Source organism: Stenotrophomonas sp. PS02301 (assembly GCF_029959485.1).
In the GTDB taxonomy this organism is placed as follows: domain Bacteria; phylum Pseudomonadota; class Gammaproteobacteria; order Xanthomonadales; family Xanthomonadaceae; genus Stenotrophomonas; species Stenotrophomonas maltophilia_Z.
Window position 1 is genome coordinate 1 of sequence record NZ_JASCOO010000079.1, and the last position, 18,126, is coordinate 18,126.

The window sequence follows — 18,126 nt, forward strand, 5'->3', positions numbered from 1 at the left end:
GTGTGGCACGGGTGGGTTGGCGGGACCATGAGCGCCATGGATGGCGCGACATGAGCCTCCATGGACGGATTTACGGCGTGTCCCGCCGACCCACCCGTGCCGCAGCCTCTCCGGGACACCGACCGCACCAATGCTTCGGCTTCGGCTTCGGCTTCGGCTTCGGCTCTTGACCACACCCTGATCCCACATCGGCGATCATATCGCCCTCGTTGACGAAGGCCCGCACCATGACGACCAGCAGCTACGCCTCGATCCGGCCCCTGTTGTGGCTCGTATCGCTGGCCATCTTCATGCAGATGCTGGACTCCACCATCGTCAACACCGCCCTGCCCGCCATGGCCCGCAGCCTCGGCGAAAGCCCCCTGCAGATGCAGTCCGTCGTCTTCAGCTACGCCCTCGCCGTCGCCACCTTCATCCCCGCCTCCGGCTGGATCGCCGACCGCTTCGGCACCCGACGCACCTTCCTGGTCGCCATCATCCTGTTCACCCTGGGCTCGCTCGCCTGCGCCCTCGCCCAGAGCCTGCACCAGCTCGTCGGTGCACGCGTCCTGCAGGGCATCGGCGGCGCCATGCTGCTGCCGGTCGGCCGCCTGGCCGTCATGCGCTCGGTCTCGCGCGAAGAATTCCTGCGCGCCATGAGCTTCATCGCCATCCCCGCCCTGATCGGCCCGCTGATCGGCCCCACCCTGGGCGGCTGGCTGGTCGAAGTCGCCTCGTGGCACTGGGTGTTCCTGATCAACCTGCCGATCGGCATCATCGGCTACGTCGCGGCCATGAAAATCATGCCCGACCACTACGCCGAGCACCGCACCCGCTTCGACATCGCCGGCTACCTGATGCTGGCCTTCGGCATGGTCGTGCTCTCTCTCGCGCTGGACGGCATCTCCGGCATGGCCACGCCCCATGCCCTGGTCATGCTGATGACCGTCGCCGGCCTCGCCGCGCTTGTCGGCTACTGGCTGCATGCGGCCAACTCCACGGCGCCGCTGTTCTCGCTCGCGCTGTTCCATGTGCCCAGCTACCGCATCGGCATCCTCGGCAACCTGTTCTCGCGCATCGGCAGCAGCGCCATGCCGCTGCTGATTCCACTGCTGCTGCAGGTCGGCATGGGCATGAGCCCGATGAACGCCGGCCTGTTGATGATCCCGGTCGCCGCCGCCGGCATGGTCTCCAAGCGCTACGCGGTCAAACTCGTCGAGCGCTTCGGCTACCGCCGCGTGCTGATGGTCAATACCGTTCTTGTCGGCCTGGCGATGGCCAGTTTCATCTTCATGACACCCGGCCAGCACCTGTGGATCCGCATCGTGCAGCTGGCGCTGTTCGGCGCGGTCAACTCGCTGCAGTTCACCGTCATGAACACCGTCACCCTGCGCGATCTGGATCGCGACTTCGCCAGTGCCGGCAACAGCCTGCTCTCGATGGTGATGATGCTCGCCACCGGCTTCGGTGCCGCGGCGGCGGGCAGTCTGCTCGCGGCCTTCAACCACCTCGATGCCTCGCACGGCGCGACTGCCGCGCTGCACGCCACCTTCGTCTGCGTCGGCGCTATCACGCTGACGTCCACGCTGATCTTCTGGCAGCTGCCCGATACCCGGCCGTCGCCGCGGGATGTCGAAGAAGTCGCCGAGTAACGACAGGCACGTGACGGCAGGCACACCGTCAGCGGACCAACGGTCCGCTGCTACCGGGTGGCGTGCAATACGCGCGCGATTGCCTCCACCAGCAGATCGCCGGTCACCGGCTTGCGCAGGAACGCATCGAAGCCGGCCTGGCGTGCCTGCTGCTCGATCGACGGATCCGTCCGCGCCGTCACCGCGATCAACGGCATCTCGAATCCCTGGCTGCGCAGATGCTCGGCCAGCGCGATGCCACCCAGCCCGGGCAGATCCAGGTCCATCAGCAACACCTCGAACGGCGCCTCGCTGACCTCGCGCAACGCCGACAGCGCGTGCTCGGCGTGCACCACCTCATGCCCGCGCGCCGACAACAACCCGCTGACCACCTCGGCCACGGTCAGATCGTCCTCCACCAGCAGGATACGCAACGGTGGCAATACCCATTGCCCACCTTCGGCCGTTCCGCTCGCGTTGGTCGTCCCGGCCTCCAGCGGCAACGGCAGTGTCACCGTGAAGCGCGTGCCCACGCCGAGCTGGCTCTGGACGCCAATCTGCCCCTGCATGGCCAGTGCCAGTTCGCGACAGATCGCCAGGCCCAGCCCGCTGCCCCCGTACTGCGCGGCGGTGCGGGCGCCATCGGCCTGCTCGAAGCGACGGAACAAGCGCTCCTGCTGATCAGCGCTGATGCCCGGTCCGGTATCGGATACTTCGATGTGCAACCCGCGGCCAGGCGTGATCGCCCGCAGCGTCAGGCGTACTTCGCCGTGGCTGGTGAACTTGACCGCGTTGCCCAGCAGATTGAGCAGGATCTGACGCACACGCAGTTCATCGCCGATGGTGCGCGTGCCGGGCGATACCGTGTTGTCGACCACGAACCGCAGCCCTTTCTGTTCGGCCAGTGCCGCCATCAGCGCACAGACATCGCCGATCGGCCGCTGCAGCTGGAAGGACTGCGCCTGCAGTTCCAGCCGCCCCGATTCGATCCGGGCCAGGTCGAGCGCATCGTTGACCAGGTGCAGCAGATGCTCGCCGGCATGCCGGATCGACTCGGTGTAGCCGCGCTGCTGCGCGTTCAACGGCGAGGACAGCAAGAGCTCGCTCATGCCCAGCACCCCGGTCATCGGCGTGCGTACTTCGTGCCCCAGATTGGCCAGAAAGCGCGTCTTGGCCATCGAGGCCTGCTCGGCGAGCTCCTGCTTCTGCAGCGCCAGCTGATAGGCATGCCGGCGCTGCAGCCGGCGCCGGTACAACCAGGCGAACAGGCTGAGCAGCAACAGCACCGCCGAGGTCAGCAGCAACAGTCCGGACAGGCTGCGCCACCACGGTGGCAGCACGCGGAACTCCAGTACCTGTACCCGCGACCAGATATGGTCGGCCGAGCGTGCCTGCACCTCCAACCGGTAACGGCCCGGTGGCAGACGGGAGAACAGGCGCTCACCGCCCGGCCCCACTTCAACCCAGTCCGGATCGTAGCCGGCCAGGCGGTAACGATAGTTGTTGGAGGTGGAATCGGCGAAGGACAGCAGCCGCGCCACGATCCGCAGGTCGCGATCACCGTCGGCGATGTCCAGCGGCACCGCATGGGTCAGGTCCAGCACGCGCTCGCCGCGGCGCACCTCCACCCGTTCGATCACCAGCGGTGCACGGCGGGTCGCCGGCTTGACCAGCGCCGGATCGAACACCACCACCCCGGCTGGTGTGCCGCCAACGATGCGTCCGCTCGGCGTCAACGTCAGGGTGCGGCGGCGGAACTCCTGGCTGGGCAGGCCATCGTGCACGCCGTACTGGCGCACACTACCGGCATCCGGATCGACCCGCACCAGCCCGCGTGCATTGGCTGCCCACACCACGCCCTGCCGATCCACCACCAGCCCGGTCGCGTTGATCGCCGGGTAGCCCGCACTGCTGCCGATCACTTCCTGCAGGGTCAGCCGATCACCCTGCCAGGCATAGTGCGAGAGTTTGCCGTCCTCGGACAGCCACACCGTGTCATCGCCGGCCAGCGCCATGGCGTAGACCCCTGCCGCAGGGCCACCCGGCAGGGGTTCGAACCGCGAACGCGCCGCCACCCACTGCAGCAGGCCCTGGCCGGTGGCCACCCACAGCCGATCCTGCGGGCCGCACCGGATATCCAGCACGTTCTGCCCCGTGCTCAGCCCGGCATGGCCCAGTGCCACCCGGTGCAGCACGCGTCCCTCCAGGTCGCGCTGCTGCAGGCCATTGGCCGATGCGGTCCACAAGCGCTGGCCGTCGCAGATCGCCAGGGATTCGATCGCGCCGTCCATCGCCGCATCGACCGCGGCATCGCGCCCCCAGCGCCGTATGCGCTTCTGCCCCGGGTCGTAACGCAACAGCGCATCCCAGGAGCCGATCCAGACCTGGCCGCGCGGATCTTCGAGCACCGACTGCAGCCACTGCGTGCCGTCCACCCAGGTCCGGTGCTGCTCGACCCGCCCGCTCACCGGATCGAACTTGTCCAGCGCACCATGCGTGCCGACCGTCCACACGCCCCCGTCGGCGGCCGCGCCCATGCCCAGCACATACGCGTTGCGCAGCGAGGCCGGATCATCTTCCAGCCGCGACAGCACCGAGAACTGCCACCAACGCGGCAGCAGATGCCACAGGCCGCCGTTGGTGCTGGCCAACCAGATGCCGCCCTCGCGATCTTCATAGGCACCGGTCCAGTTCGGGCGCACCTGCCCACGCGCGATCGCGCTGTACAGCGGCACCTGCTGGAACTGACCGTCCATGGCGCGGCCCAGGCCGGAGCGGGTATCGAGCCAATACCCGCCCTGTTCGTCGCGCAGCATCATGCCCAGGATCTGATCGCCTTCGGCCACCACCCAGGGCGCCGGTTCGAAGCGACCGTCCGGCCGACGCACCGTGACCCCGGCATTGCTGTTGATCCACAGACTGCCATCCGCCTCGGCGGTGAGCCCATTGATGACACGCGCCGGCAGCTGCGTGCTGGGCACCAGGTCGAAATCCTGGCCGGTCCAGCGGGCCAGCCCGGCCTGCGAGCCGATCCACAACGTGCCATCGAGCGTGGTGGCCAGTGAGCCGACCGATGCGGCCGGCAGACTGCGTGGATTGCCGGGCTCGGGCATGAAGCGCGTGAGCGTACCGTCGCGCTCCAGCCGATGCAGGCCGCCCTGGTAGGTTCCGAACCAGATCGCTCCATCCGGCGTGGACGCCACGCTCCAGATCGTGTTGCTGCCGATCTCCGGGTGGCTGTCACGGTCGTAGAAGCGGATCTCGCGGCGATCGGCCGACATCATCGCCAGGCCGGCATTCTCCGTACCGATCCACAACTGATTGCGCGCATCCACGTGCACGCTCCAGACGTGGTTGTCGCGCAGGCCGTCCTCGGCACGCCAGATGCGGTAATTCCGGCCGTCGTAGCGGGCCAGGCCATCGTTGGTGGCGATCCACAGATAGCCGTAGCGATCTTCGGCCATGCGGTTGACGGTGTTGGATGGCAGACCATCGAACACGGTGAGTTGCCGCGGCGTCGGCGGTACCGGCTGGGCCGACGCAAGCGTCGGCCAGAGCACACACAGACCGATAAGCAACGGCCACAGCACTCGCAACACCAATGGCTCTCCCGGGTCTATCCGTTCATTCACCGCCGCCGCCCGGAACGGGCCTGCCGCCCCTGACCACCCCGGTCGTCGGGCAACGCCCCGCATAGTAAACCGTTCCCCGCACCGGCACGATCCACACCCGGCGGCCCCATCCGCTGCATCGCAGCCCGCAGCGCATCGCCCTGCAGCGGCTTGTGCACCAGGCCGTCGCCCCCCGCGGCCACGACCTGCGCTTCAAGATCCGGATCCCGACGCGCCGTGAGCACCAGTACCGGCAGGCGGTGCCCCTGCTGACGCAGCAGGCGCAGCAATGACAGTCCATCCATGCCCGGCAGGTCCAGGTCCAACAGCATCAGTTGCGTGCCGGGGCGGGCCAGCGCAGTCAGCGCAGCCAGCGCGTGCTCCGCATGGACGACAACGTGGCCGCGTACCTGCAGCAGACCCGTGACCACCTGCGCAACGAGAGGATCATCTTCCACCAGCAACACCCGCAGACCATCGATGTCATCGTCGATGTCCTGCGCGTCCTGACCCGCCAGCAGCGATGGGCAACGGTCCAATGGGACGCTCAATGTGGCCTGCCAGCGACGATCGGGCAGCTGCAGGACACACAACCGCCCCTGCATCGCATCAGCCAGCACATCGACATCGGCCAGTGCCTCGCGCACCCGGGACAGCCGAGGAGACGGACAGGCGCCCGGCTCGGCCATGACATCCAGCAGCAGACCGGTGCGTCCTGGTCGCCAGGCCATGCGCAGAGTCACCAGGGTGGCACCGCTCTGCGCGGCGAGTCCGCAGGACAGCCATTGCACTGCCTCCCGCAACCGGTCCGGATCGCCCTCGACACAGGCGTCGGCCGGCAGTGGATGTGCCGATGACAGCTGGCAACCGGACACCGCCAGACCGCACGCCACCGCGGCATGCACGTCGAGCCACCATGGCCCGAGGGCAAAACGCCGCCGCTGCAAGGTCACCTTGCCGGCCTGCAGCCTGGCGTTCTCCAACGCTTCATCGACCACTTGCAGCAATGCACGTCCGCCCTGTTGGATGTGCAATACCTGTTCGCGCGCGTCCGCGGGCAGCGGCGCCTCCAACAGCAGCTCGCTCATGCCCAGCACACCGGTCAGCGGCGTCCGCACTTCATGACCCAGCGTGGCCAGATAACGCGCCTTGGCCTGCGCGGCCTGTTCGGCCCGCGCCTGCCGGCGCGTGGCCGCCCGCCACGCGTTTGTACGTCCGCGGTGACGCCGCAATCCCCAGGTTGCCAGCACCGCCCCTGCGAGCGCGCCCATCCACAGCAGCGCCCAAGCCCCGGGATGCGCCCAGCCGCTGTAGGCCACCTGCAGATGCGTCTGCTGGACCGGCGACCAACGCCCATCCTCGCCACGCGCCTGGAATTCCAGTACATGTTCGCCCGCGGGCAGGCGCGGAAAGCCGCGCGTACCGCGTTGTCCGGCACGGACCCACTCCGGGTCTTCGCCACGCAGCCGGAATCGATAGTCGACGGCCCCCCCCTGGCTGCTGCTGAGCAGGCGCGCTGACAGCTGGATGTCGCGATCATCGGCGTTCAGGCGCAGCGGCTCGGCGGCCGGCAACTCGATCCAGCGCCGCTGGCGGCGCACTTTCACACGGTCGATGACCAAGGTGGGAAGCACCGTCGCCGTCAACATCCCGGCCGGATCCAGCGCAAGCACGTTGCCGGTCTGATCCATCGCCAGCAGATGGCCGCCGGCTGCCACCAGGCTGTCGTCCAATGCCATCACCGGCAGTCCATCGTCGGCCGTGTAGAGCCTGGCACTGCGACCGTCCAACGCCAGACGCACCACGCCGCGCGCGGTAGTCGCCCAGACCGCCCCGTCGCTGGCGCCGGCCAGTCCCCGCGCAAGCGCCACGGGCAGGCCGTGCGCTGCATCCAGGCGCAGCGTGGGATGCAGGCGACCTGCGTCGCTCCGGAATACCGTCCATCCCTCCACATCAGCAACCCATAGCCGGCCGTCGGCATCCAGGTGCAAGGCACTGACCTCCCGTCGCGGGCCGCCCGGCACGGGATCGAAACGGCCGGCCGCGGGCTGCCACTGCTTGAGTCCGTCGCGGTCGCCCAGCCACACCTGCCCGGCGATGTCACAGTGCAGGGCGAATGCCGCGGTGCCGGGACGCAGCCCCACTGACTCGTACGTGGCACTGCCCAGCAGGCGCCCATCACCTGCGCGCTGTTCCAACCGGCCATTCCCGGCAAGCCACAGCCGATCGCCACACTGCTGCAATGCGGCGTGCGGCGACGCCACCGGGCCACCGGTGGACCCCACCCGCCAGCGCCGCTGCCGTCCCCGCACGGGATCGATACGGGTCAGCCACGGCGCAGCGAACACCCAGACGCCGCCGTGACCGTCGTCGCTCACCACATGGCGATCCGGGCGCTCGGGTGCATGCGCATAGGCCCATCGCGGCCGGTTGAATCCGTGCTCCGGCGAAATGCGTGTCAACCATCCATCGCGCACCCACCACGCCTGCCCGTCGGCGGCAGGGGCCAGCCCGCCCGGTGCGGTGGAGGCGTGGGCAAGGGGCGCGGCGAAGCGCTCCAGGTGGCGCCACTGCGCGCCGAGCCGCCAGACCCCCTGATGAGTGCCCAGCAGCCAGACCCGTCCCTGGCGATCCTCCAGCACGCGCACGATGCGCGGCTCATTGGGCCCCTGCAATCTCGGCAGAGTGAGCGCGTGACGATGCTGCCCCTGCCAGTCCTGCCACCACAGCGTCGACCCGTCAGCGAACCAGTCCCCGCCTGCGCGGCTATGGCCGAGCCAGCGTCCGCGTTCGCGCCCCTCGCGCTGTATCTGCCACGCCGGCAACTGCCGCCGCACGGTGCCTTCTGCGGTGCTCGACCACAACCGCCCCTGCGCGTCCAGGCCCAGGGCGGTCACCGCCGCGGACGATGCCCCCAGCGTCGTCGGTGACTGGAACCGGCCCTCCTGCCAGCGGGCCAGGCCCGCAGCGCTGCCGATCCACACAGCGCCCTGGGCATCGGCAACCAGGTGCTCCACCCGGGCCGATGGCAGGCCGCGGCCATCGGTCGCGGGCAGGTACTGGTGCAGGCGACGATCGCGGGTGAGGCGGAACAGCCCGGCATCCCGGGTGCCGAACCAGACGCTGCCGTCGACCATCGGCTGGATTGCCAGCACCGGACTGGCCGCCATCGCCGGGGCGGACGGCCCTGCCCACCGCGCAAACTGTTGGCGATCGGCCGACAGGCGCTGTAAGTAGCCGTTGGCCGTGCCTATCCAGAGCTGATCGCAGGCATCCAGCGCGATGCTGCGGACCTCGTTGTCGGCCAGCCCATGCTCCATCCGCCAGACGCGGAAACCACTGCCGTCATAGCGGGCCAGGCCATCGCCGGTGGCGAACCAGAGGTAGCCCTGCCGGTCCTCCACGATCTGATGCACCACATTTGATGGCAACCCATCCACGGTCGTGATGCGTACTGCGGGACTCGGGAACGCCAGCACGGCGGCCGGCAGCAGGCAGCACAGCAGCGCGAACAGACACCGCAGCATGCCGCCCCGGCTCATGCGCCGCGCCGGCATCGGGCCAGACACGCCGTCAGAGTCGCCCGGCTCACCGGCAGCCGCAGGAACAGGTCGAACCCCGCCGCAATCGCCTCACGCTCGGCGCCGATGTCCGCGCGCGGTGTCAGGGCCACCCTGGGGATCCCCGGCCAGCGGCGCGATAACCATGCGCCCGCCCGCTCGCCGCCTACGCACAGGACCGGGTCAACCACGATGACATCCCAGCGCCCGTGCTCCCTCAGTGCCTTGGGCATGACCTCCAGCCCGGGCACGCACAGCCCCACATGGCCGAGCGAGCCGAGCAGAGCGCGCAGCACATCGGTCACACTCGTGGCCGGATACACCACGAGCACCCGCAGCTCGCCGACGCCGTTCGCATCCTGTGGTGCGCACGATGGTGCATCGCTGGGAATGGCATCGCTGCGCGGCAACGGCAATCGCACCTGGAAGCAGGCGCCGTCGCCCGGACGGCTGGTCACCGTGATGTCACCGCCCATCGCCAGGGCCAGGTCGCGGGAAATGGACAGCCCCAGGCCGCTGCCACCGTAACGCGCGGCCGTCTGTGCCCCGTCGGCCTGTTCGAAACGCTGGAACAGGCGCTGGCACTGCGCTGCGGTCATGCCCGGGCCGGTATCGACAACCCGCAGCAGCACGTCCTGGTCCTGGCCTGCGCACTGTACCTGCAGTCGCACCTCTCCCTGTGCGGTGAACTTCAGTGCGTTGCCCAGCAGATTGAGCAGGATCTGGCGCAGGCGCGGGGCGTCGCCTATGAAAACCGCCGTCGCCGGCAGCGTGCTGTGCCACACCAGCGCGAGCGACTTGCCCTGCGCTACCGGGAGCAACAGCGCGTGCACCTCTTCGATCAACCGTTGCAGCAGAAAGGGGCCCGGCTGCAACTGCAGCTGACCGGATTCGATGCTGGCCATGTCCAGGGCGTCATCCACCAGCCGCAGGAGATGTGCGCCGGCGTAGTGCAGGCTGTCGACCTGGCTCCGCTCCGCCGGTGTGAGCTGCGTACGCTGCAGCAGCTCGCTCCAGCCCAGCACCACGGTCATCGGGACGCGTATGCGGGCGCCCAACGTCCCCAGGAAACGGGTGCGCTGCAGGGACGCCCGCTCGGCGCGGTGCTGCCGCGCATGCAGCCGGCGCCAGCGGCGTTGCCGCCGGCGCCGCGCCAGCCCGCCCCAGGCCCCAAGCCACAGCGCCGCCGTTCCACCGGCCACCGCCGCGTACCGCGCGGTCCGCGTCTGCCACCAGGCCGGAACCACCTGCAGCGCAATGCGGCGAATCGGCGACCAATCCCCATCGCCTTGCCGCGCCTGGACCTCCACCGTCTGCAGACCCACCGGCAAGCGCTCGAACACGCGCTGCCCCGCAGCACCGTTCTCCTGCCAGTCCGCGTCGTGCCCCTGCAACCGGAACCGGTAGCGCACGCGCGAGGGTTCGCCGCCGGACAACAGGCGCGCGGATACGCGCACGTGCCGATCGCTGCCGGACAGCGGCACCGGCGCAACGCCGACCGGCAGGGTGACCTGCACGTTGCCGCGCCGCGCGGTGATTGCGTGGACCACGAGCCCGGCATGCCCCGCCGGGCGCACGATCGTGGCCGGATCGAACAGCAGCACACCGCCTTCGTGTACGGCAGCGACCACATGATCCCCGGCGGTGCGTACCATCCGGCGCGGCAACACGTCATGTCCGGGCAGGCCATCGTCGCTGCCGAACTGGCGTATGCCGCCGCCATGCGGGTCGACCCGGATCAGGCCACGGGTGCCACCGGCCCACGCCACGCCACGCACGTCCACCACCAGCGCCCGTGCCAGCAGGTGCGGATAACCGTGTACCACGCCGAAGCTGTGTGTCTTGCGCAGCCGCTGCCCATCCCACCGGTAACGCCGTAACACGCCTGGACTGCTGATCCAGTAGTCGCCATCCGCACCCCGCGCGATTGCGCCCACGTCGTCCTGCGGGGCACCGTCGACCGCCGCGAAACGCTCCTGCGCTGGCAGCCAGCGTTTGAGCCCGGTGCGATCGGTTGCCCACAGCACGCCGTCGTCGGTACACAGCAGTTGCGGGCCGTTCGCCGGGGGCATCAGGCCAAGTGCCTGTGGAACAGCGGACAACTGCAGCGCGCCGTCGGCATCACGTCGCTGGATCCGGTCAACACGCGCCAGCCACAGCGAGCCGTCGCGGCAGGACTCCAGATCGACCGCGCCCGTACTGCCCTCCCAACCCAGCAACCAATGCCGCAACTGGCCTGTGCCGGGCGTGTATCGAGACAGGGTGTTGCCGCTGGTCAACCAGAGCCGCCCGTGACGATCTTCGGCCATGCCCACTGCCTCGGGGTGCAGCCGTTCGGGCCGGTAGTGGAATCCGGCATCGCTCTGTCCGGTCCGCACATCCACGCGCTGCACACGCCCATTGTCACCGGCGATCCACACCCGTTCGCCGGCGGACGCTGCCAAGGCCAGCACGTAGTGCGCATCCAGGCCGGGCCAGCCATCCCGGGCCGCGGGCAGCAGGGTGAACTGGCGCCAGCGCGCAGGAAGATGCCACAGTCCCCGCCCCTGCCCGATCCACCACACCCCACCGACCCGGTCCTGCAAGGCATGACTCACCCCTGCGGGCCTGCGGATCGTGCCGTCGAGGTCGCGCAGCGGCACTGGCTGCGGTGCGCGTCCGTGAGGGTGCCGTACCAGGCCGGTTGCATCGGTGGTCCACAATTCGCCTTCGCGGCTGCGCAGTACCGGCATGCCGGGCGCCGTCGGCACCCGCGGTGTGCCAACGGCATCCCAGCGGTGCACGCCGCTGCGGGTGGCGGCCCACACACCGCCGTCCGGATCGGGCCAGAGCGACTGGACATCCACCCGCCCACCGCGCCGCAACGGCACGGCGACGAAGTGCGTGCCTGCACGACGCAACACCCCGTGCGAGGTGCCGACCCACAGGCTGCCGTCGCGGTCGACGGCCAAGGCATTCACCCGCAGCGCGCGTCCGAACGGGTGCGGTAAGGGGACGGCGCACCAACGGCCATCGGCCTGCCGTGCAAACAAACCGTCCGCGACAGTGCCCACCCAGAGCGTGCCATCAGGCGTACTGGTCACCTGCACAATGCCAGTGCGCGGCAGTACCGCGGCCGCATCCCCGGGCATGCTCTGGAACACGCTTCGATCAGCGGACAGCTTCACCAGCCCCTGGGAGGCGGTGGCCAGCCAGAGCCGATCCTGCGCATCGACATGCAGCGCGCGCAGGTCCAGATCGAGCAGGCCCTGTTCCCGTCGCCATGCGCGGAAGCGATGGCCATCGAAGCGCAGCAGACCATCATCGCTGGCGAACCAGAGGTAGCCTTCCCGGTCTTCGTCGACCGCACGGATCACCGGGGTCGGCAGCGCGTCGGCCGGACCGAGTGGGCGTGGCCACGGCAACGTGACAAGCGTACCCGCCGCGGCAACCATCGGCAGCCAGAGCAGGACCACCAGCATCCGGCCTGCCCAGCGCCCGCCCCCCTGTCCGGATCGGCCCTCTGACACTCCCTACCCCGACCATCCTTCGCAGCGTGAACCGCACGATAGGCCGAAGCCATCGGAACGAAGCCGATCAGGCCGGTACCGCGTCACAGGTCGATGAATGAACTTTTCGATCAATAGAGCAATTGCGAAACATCGCGACAATCGTGGCCGCGGAACCGCGAGCACTCAGTACCGGAGTGACTTGCCCGCGCGCGCCTGCACGATCGCATCCACCAGCATGTCGCCGGTCACCGGCTTGCGCAGGAAGCCATTGAATCCGGCGGCCAGCACCTGCTGCTCGGCGTAAGCATCCGAGCGCGCAGTCACCGCGATCAGGGGCAGCTCATAGCCCATCGCGCGCAGCTGCGCGGCAATCGCAATGCCATCCAGCGCCGGCAGGTCCAGATCGAGCAGACCTACATCGAAGCTGCCTGCCGCTACTTCTGACAATGCCCCCAGGCCATGCAGCACGTGCACCACGTCGTGCCCGCGGGTGCGCAGCAGACCGGCGATGACATCGGCCACGGTGGCATCGTCCTCCACCAGCAGGATGCGCAGCGGTGGCAGCTGCGTGCGCGTCTCCTGGCCCGGGTCACGTGGCGTGCCAACCGGCTGTACGGTCCACGGCAGCGGCAGCGATACAGTGAAACGGGCCCCATCACCCGGCCGGCTGTCGATCTCGATCCGGCCGCCCATCGCCACCGCCAGTTCCTGGCAGATCGCCAGGCCCAGGCCGCTGCCGCCATAACGCGACGCGGTGCGGGGACCGTCCGCCTGTTCGAAGCGATGGAACAACCGCTCCTGCTGGTCCTGGTTGATGCCTGGCCCTGTATCGGAGACCTCGAAGATGATCGCGCGCCCGTCATCGGCCAGCTCGACACCGAGCCCGACATGACCATGTTCGGTGAACTTGATCGCATTGCCGAGCAGGTTCATCAGGATCTGCCGCACGCGCATCTCATCGCCGCTGACCTGCACTGGGCCGGGCAGGTTGAAGCTGCGCTCGAACGCCAGGCCACGGTGATGGGCCATCGGCTCCATCAACGCCTCGACCTGATCCAGCAACGACATCAGATCGAACGGCCGCAGATCCAGTTCCAGCCGCCCTGCCTCGATGCGGGCCAGATCCAGCGCATCGTTGACCAGACGCAGCAGATGCTTGCCCGCATGCTGGATCGAGCCGGCATAGCCCCGCTGCACCTCATCCAGCGTGGTGGACAGCAACAGCTCGCTCATGCCCAGCACACCGGTCATCGGTGTGCGCACTTCGTGCCCCAGCGTGGCCAGGAACCGGCTCTTGGCCTGCGAGGCCTGCTCGGCCAACTGCTGCTTGTGCACCGTCAACTGCCATTGCTGGCGGCGGCGCAGGCGTGCACGCGCGACATACGCCAGCGCTGCGACCCCGATCAGACCGAGCAGCACGTAGCCCACGACCGCCCAGCCACTGCGCCACCACGGCGGGCGCACCTCCAGCTCCAGGGTACGGGGCGGCGTCCAGGCGCCCTGCGGGGTCGCCGCCTGCACCTCGATGCGGTAGCTTCCGGACGGCAGGCGCGACAGCAGGCGCTCGCCGTCGGCCGCCTGCATCACCCAGTTCTGGTCATACCCGGAGACCCGGTAGCGGTAGCGGTTGCCGTGTGGGTTGGCGAATGAAAGCAGACGCGCGGACACGATCAGATCGCGGTCCTGCGGCCCCAGCACGATCGGTGCCTGCGTCGGCAGCATCTGCTGCCCTTCGGCATCGTCGCGGCGGACCTGCACGCTGTCGATCACCAGCTGCGATGGCGGCAACAGCATGTCCGCCGCATCCGGATCGAAGCCGACCAACCCGGTCGCGGTGACCGCCAGGACGCGACCATCGCGCGCCTGCACCGGTGGGCGGTTGCTGAACTCCACATCCGGCAGCCCATCGCGTTCGCCATACAAGCGCAGCCGACGCTCGGCGCCCTGCCAGCAGATCAACCCACGCGGGGTGGTTGCCCAGACCTGCCCGTGACTGCCCAGCGCGAGCCCGCCCATCGACACAGCGGGCATGCCCTGGGCAGCGCCGACACGTTCGCGCAGGCTCATGCTCAGCCCATCCCAGCGATAGCGCTCCAGCGCGCCCTGACGTGCCAGCCACAGTTCATCCGGGCCGGTCCAGGCCGCATCGTAGATGCTGCCGCGGGAAATGCCCGGCACCTGCTCGAAGCGGCCATCGCGCCACCGCATCAGGCCCATGCTGTCGCCCATCACCCAGAGCTGCCCACGCGGATCGAACACCATCTGCTCAACCGGGTTCTCGGTCAGCCCACGGTGCTGGTCATTGCGGATGGTATCGAGCACGTTGCCCTGGGCATCCCGACGCTGGATGCCGAAGTTCATGATCGACAGCCACAGGTCGCCATTGGGCGCCTGGCGGATCAGATCGATGCGTTGGCGCACATCGGCACCACCGCCGATCTTCCATTCGCGCAGCATGCCGGTAGCCGGCTGGTACAGATTCAAACGACCCGCGCGACCGATCCACACCGCGCCGTCCTCGCGGGGCAGCAGCGACCACGCGGCCCCAACCCCGATCTGTTTGTCGTCGGCGATCTGGTGCAGCTGGCCCTGCGCATCCAGCGTATAGAGGCCGTGCGCACCTGAGATGTAATAGGTATCGCCCCGCGCGGCCGCGCCGAGCAGATAGACGCTGTCCAATGGCTTGCCGTCGAGCTGGTACCAGCTGGAGAAGCGCTTCCAGTCCGGCGGCAGATACGCCAGCCCCTGGGTCAGCATCGCGACCCACAGGCCGCCTTCATGATCCTGCAGCATGTCCAGCACACCGCTGCGTGCGGTCAGGAAGCCACTGCCGGCGTCGCCGGCGAGCAGCCGCACCGCGCTCGCATCACCGCGGTACAGGCCATCGGCCGTGCCCAGCCAATAACCGCCATTGCGATCATGGATGACCGTGGCCGCGCGTACATCGGCACTGAGCTTCCAGGGTGCGGGATGGGCCTGGTCGTCGGCACCGATCTGGAACAACCCGCCTTCGGTGCCCGCCCATACGGTGCCATCGGGCTCTCGGGTCAGGCGGAATACGCTTTTACCGCCCAGCAGGGCCGGCGCGATCCGCGTGAAGCGGTCGCCATCCCAGCGGGCGACACCGTTGGAGGTCCCCACCCAGACCCGCCCCTGCGGATCGGCCAACAGACTGTAGATGGTGTTGTCGGGCAGGCTGCGCGGATCGTTCGCGTCGGCCTCGTATCTGACCAGCGTCCCGTCCTCACTGCGCCGGCAGATACCGTGCTGGTTGGTGCCGATCCACAGCGATTGCGCGGCATAGGCCAGCGACCAGAACTGGCCCTCGCACGCCGCATTGAGCTCGGGGAACCGCGCAAACGCGCTGCGGTCGGGGCCGAGCATGCTCAGGCCAACGCCATTGCTGCCTACCCAGACACGATCCTGTGGATCGATGAGCAGGGTTTCCACTTCGTTGCCGGGTAGCGAGCCGGGCTCGGCTGGATCGTGCCGCCAGACCCGCAGGCCGACCCCGTCCACGCGGGCCAGGCCGTCATCGGTACCGGCCCAGATATAGCCTTGGCGATCCTGTGCCAGCGCCAGCACCATGCGCGACGGCATGCCTTCGGCCGCACCCAGGCGGCGCAAGCGTGGCGTCTCTGCCGATGTCCCTGCGGCTTCCAACACTGACGGCACTGCGCACAACCACAGCCCCAACAGCACGATGCCTGCACCCCAGCGGCGCGTGCTCATCGATCCGGATCTCCCTGTTGGTGCGGATTGTCACACAGCGATCAGGACGGTGTCCGCATTCTGGGGGCGGCTGCCGCGGATGGAACGGGCTGTTTCCGTCCCGTGCAAGGAAGGCAGCATTGGCCGCCCGTGCTGTTGTCGGGCGCACCACGATCTGTTGCAGCCATGACGCTGCATCCCATGACACAGCTGTGCGTATGATCGCCCCAGACCCTTATGGAGCCAGCGCCTTGCTCAAGCGCCTGACCCTTTCCCTGCTGCTGGCGGCCACGCCGCTGCTCGCCATCGCCGCCCCGGACAGCTATCGGCTTGATCCGGTGCACACCCGTGTGCTGTTCGCGGTGGAGCATGCCGGCTTCTCCCACGCGCTGGGCACCGTGTCCGGCAGCGAAGGCGTGCTGGTGTTCGATCCGGAGGACTGGCGCAGCGCGCGGCTGGAGGTCAGCGTGCCGATCCAGCGCCTGGACCTGGGCGATGACAAATGGAACACCGCCACACTGGCGCGCAACCTGCTCGACGGCGAGCGCTTCCCCGAGGCGCGGTTTGTCTCGACCCGGGTTGAACCGATCGATCCGAACCACGCCAACGTCATCGGCCAGCTCACCGTACGCGGCGTGACCCGTGAGGTCACCCTGGCCGTCACCCTCAATGCGCTCAAGCGTCATCCGCTGCCGCCGTTCCGCCGCACCGCCGGTTTCTCGGCCACCGCCACGCTCAGCCGCAGCGCCTTCGGCATGGACGGCTGGGCCTCGATGATCGGCGATGAGGTGCAGCTGCGGATCGAAGCGGAGGCGGTGCGCGATCGCAACGCCGGTGATCCCGCCGACGCCACCCCCACCGATGCGCCGGGAACTCCGGCCCCGCCGGTTGACTCAGATACCCCACAGCCGGTCCAGGAGACCACGCCATGACCGCCAAGAACACCCCGACCCGCTGGGGCGGCGTCAGCCAGACCCTGCACTGGTTGATCGCCGTGTTGATCCTCGCCCTGGGCATCGTCGGGCTGACCATGGGCGAATTGCCCAGGACCCCGAAGTATTTCTGGGTCTACACAATGCACAAATCGATCGGCATCACCGTCCTGGCCCTGGTCGTGACCCGCCTGCTGTGGCGTCTGTACGCGGGCGCGCCACATCCGGTGCCGGGCACGCCGACCTGGCAGGAGCGCGTCGCCTCGGCCACGCATTGGCTGCTGTACGTGCTGATGTTCGCCATTCCGCTGTCGGGCTGGCTGTACGACTCGGCCAGTGGCCTGCGTCCGTTCCGCTGGTTCGGCCTGGTCGATGTGCCCAAGCTGAGCGCGCCGGATGAACGTGTCACCCAGATCTCGCACGCCATCCATGAGTGGGGCTTCTGGCTGCTGATCGCCGTGGTCGTGGCCCATGCCGGCGCCGCGCTTTACCACCATTTTTACCAACGCGATGCCACGCTTGCGCGCATGCTCCCGCAGCGCTGGCTTGCCTCCCCCCAGAAGGATTGACCATGAACATCAAGCTCACCTCCCCGGCCGCGGTCGCCGCTGCCCTGGCCGGCCTGCTGGCCACCGCCCCGGTGCTGGCCGCCGACTACGTGCAGGCACCCGGTTCGGTGCTGGCCTTTGCCACCAAGTACGACGGTGAAGTGTTCACCGGCACCTTCCCGGGCTTTGATACCAAGCTCAGCTTCGATCCGGCCAAGCTGGACGATGCCAAGCTGGAAGTGACCATTCCGCTGGCCGGTGCCAAGAGTGGCAACAGCGACCGCGATTCGACCCTGCAGGGCGCGGACTTCTTCAACGTGGGCAAGTTCGCCCAGGCCAAGTACAGCGCCACCAAGTTCCGCTCGCTGGGCAACAACCAGTACGCCGCCGACGGCACGTTGGAGCTGCGTGGCGTGAGCAAGCCGGTCACGCTCACCTTCACCTGGACCCCGGGCGCCCAGCCGGTGCTGGCCGGCAAGGCCACGGTCAAGCGCCTGGACTTCGGCGTGGGCGGCGGTGATTGGGCCGATACCAAGACCATCCCGAACGAGACCGCGATCAGCACGAAGGTGGTCCTGAAGGCGAAGTAACGTCAGATGGCGGTAGTGCCGGCCGCTGGCCGGCTCCTCGCGCGATGATCGACTCCCGGGAGCCGGCCAGCGG

General features: G+C 68.7%; 8 protein-coding genes. 4 read left to right on the forward strand and 4 right to left on the reverse strand.

Annotation, left to right across the window (positions count from 1 at the left end; translation table 11 throughout):
• Positions 1-227: 227 nt before the first annotated feature.
• Positions 228-1,631: a multidrug transporter subunit MdtD gene (gene mdtD, locus QMX81_RS16225; RefSeq protein ID WP_282263028.1), complete on the forward strand. Its 1,404-nt coding sequence runs from the start codon at positions 228-230 to the stop codon at positions 1,629-1,631.
• Between the two features lie 50 nt (positions 1,632-1,681).
• Here mdtD and QMX81_RS16230 read toward each other — a convergent pair whose 3' ends face one another.
• The 4 genes from QMX81_RS16230 to QMX81_RS16245 all read right to left on the reverse strand — a co-directional run bounded on the left by QMX81_RS16230 (position 1,682) and on the right by QMX81_RS16245 (position 16,004).
• On the reverse strand, positions 1,682-5,212 hold the full coding sequence (locus QMX81_RS16230) for an ATP-binding protein (protein WP_282263030.1): 3,531 nt from the start codon (positions 5,210-5,212) through the stop codon (positions 1,682-1,684).
• Positions 5,213-5,238: 26 nt separating this feature from the next.
• A complete protein-coding gene (locus QMX81_RS16235) occupies positions 5,239-8,763 on the reverse strand; it encodes a two-component regulator propeller domain-containing protein (protein ID WP_193222766.1) in 3,525 nt (1,174 codons plus the stop codon).
• Positions 8,760-12,236: an ATP-binding protein gene (locus QMX81_RS16240; RefSeq protein ID WP_282263033.1), complete on the reverse strand. Its 3,477-nt coding sequence runs from the start codon at positions 12,234-12,236 to the stop codon at positions 8,760-8,762. Before QMX81_RS16240 ends, QMX81_RS16235 begins: the two co-directional genes overlap by 4 nt.
• Positions 12,237-12,455: 219 nt before the next feature.
• On the reverse strand, positions 12,456-16,004 hold the full coding sequence (locus QMX81_RS16245) for an ATP-binding protein (RefSeq protein WP_282263034.1): 3,549 nt from the start codon (positions 16,002-16,004) through the stop codon (positions 12,456-12,458).
• 197 nt (positions 16,005-16,201) lie between these two features.
• On the opposite strand from QMX81_RS16245, the gene QMX81_RS16250 reads away from it, so the two are divergent.
• From QMX81_RS16250 to QMX81_RS16260, 3 genes are read left to right on the forward strand one after another with little or no spacing between them, the layout of a single operon-like run.
• The gene (locus QMX81_RS16250) at positions 16,202-16,915 is read left to right on the forward strand and encodes a YceI family protein (protein ID WP_282263036.1); all 714 of its coding nucleotides are present in this window, start codon (positions 16,202-16,204) and stop codon (positions 16,913-16,915) included.
• A complete protein-coding gene (locus tag QMX81_RS16255; protein WP_121038941.1) occupies positions 16,912-17,484 on the forward strand; it encodes a cytochrome b in 573 nt (190 codons plus the stop codon). Before QMX81_RS16250 ends, QMX81_RS16255 begins: the two co-directional genes overlap by 4 nt.
• Before the next feature lie 2 nt (positions 17,485-17,486).
• Positions 17,487-18,053: a YceI family protein gene (locus QMX81_RS16260; protein WP_121038945.1), complete on the forward strand. Its 567-nt coding sequence runs from the start codon at positions 17,487-17,489 to the stop codon at positions 18,051-18,053.
• The last annotated feature ends 73 nt before the right edge of the window (positions 18,054-18,126 follow it).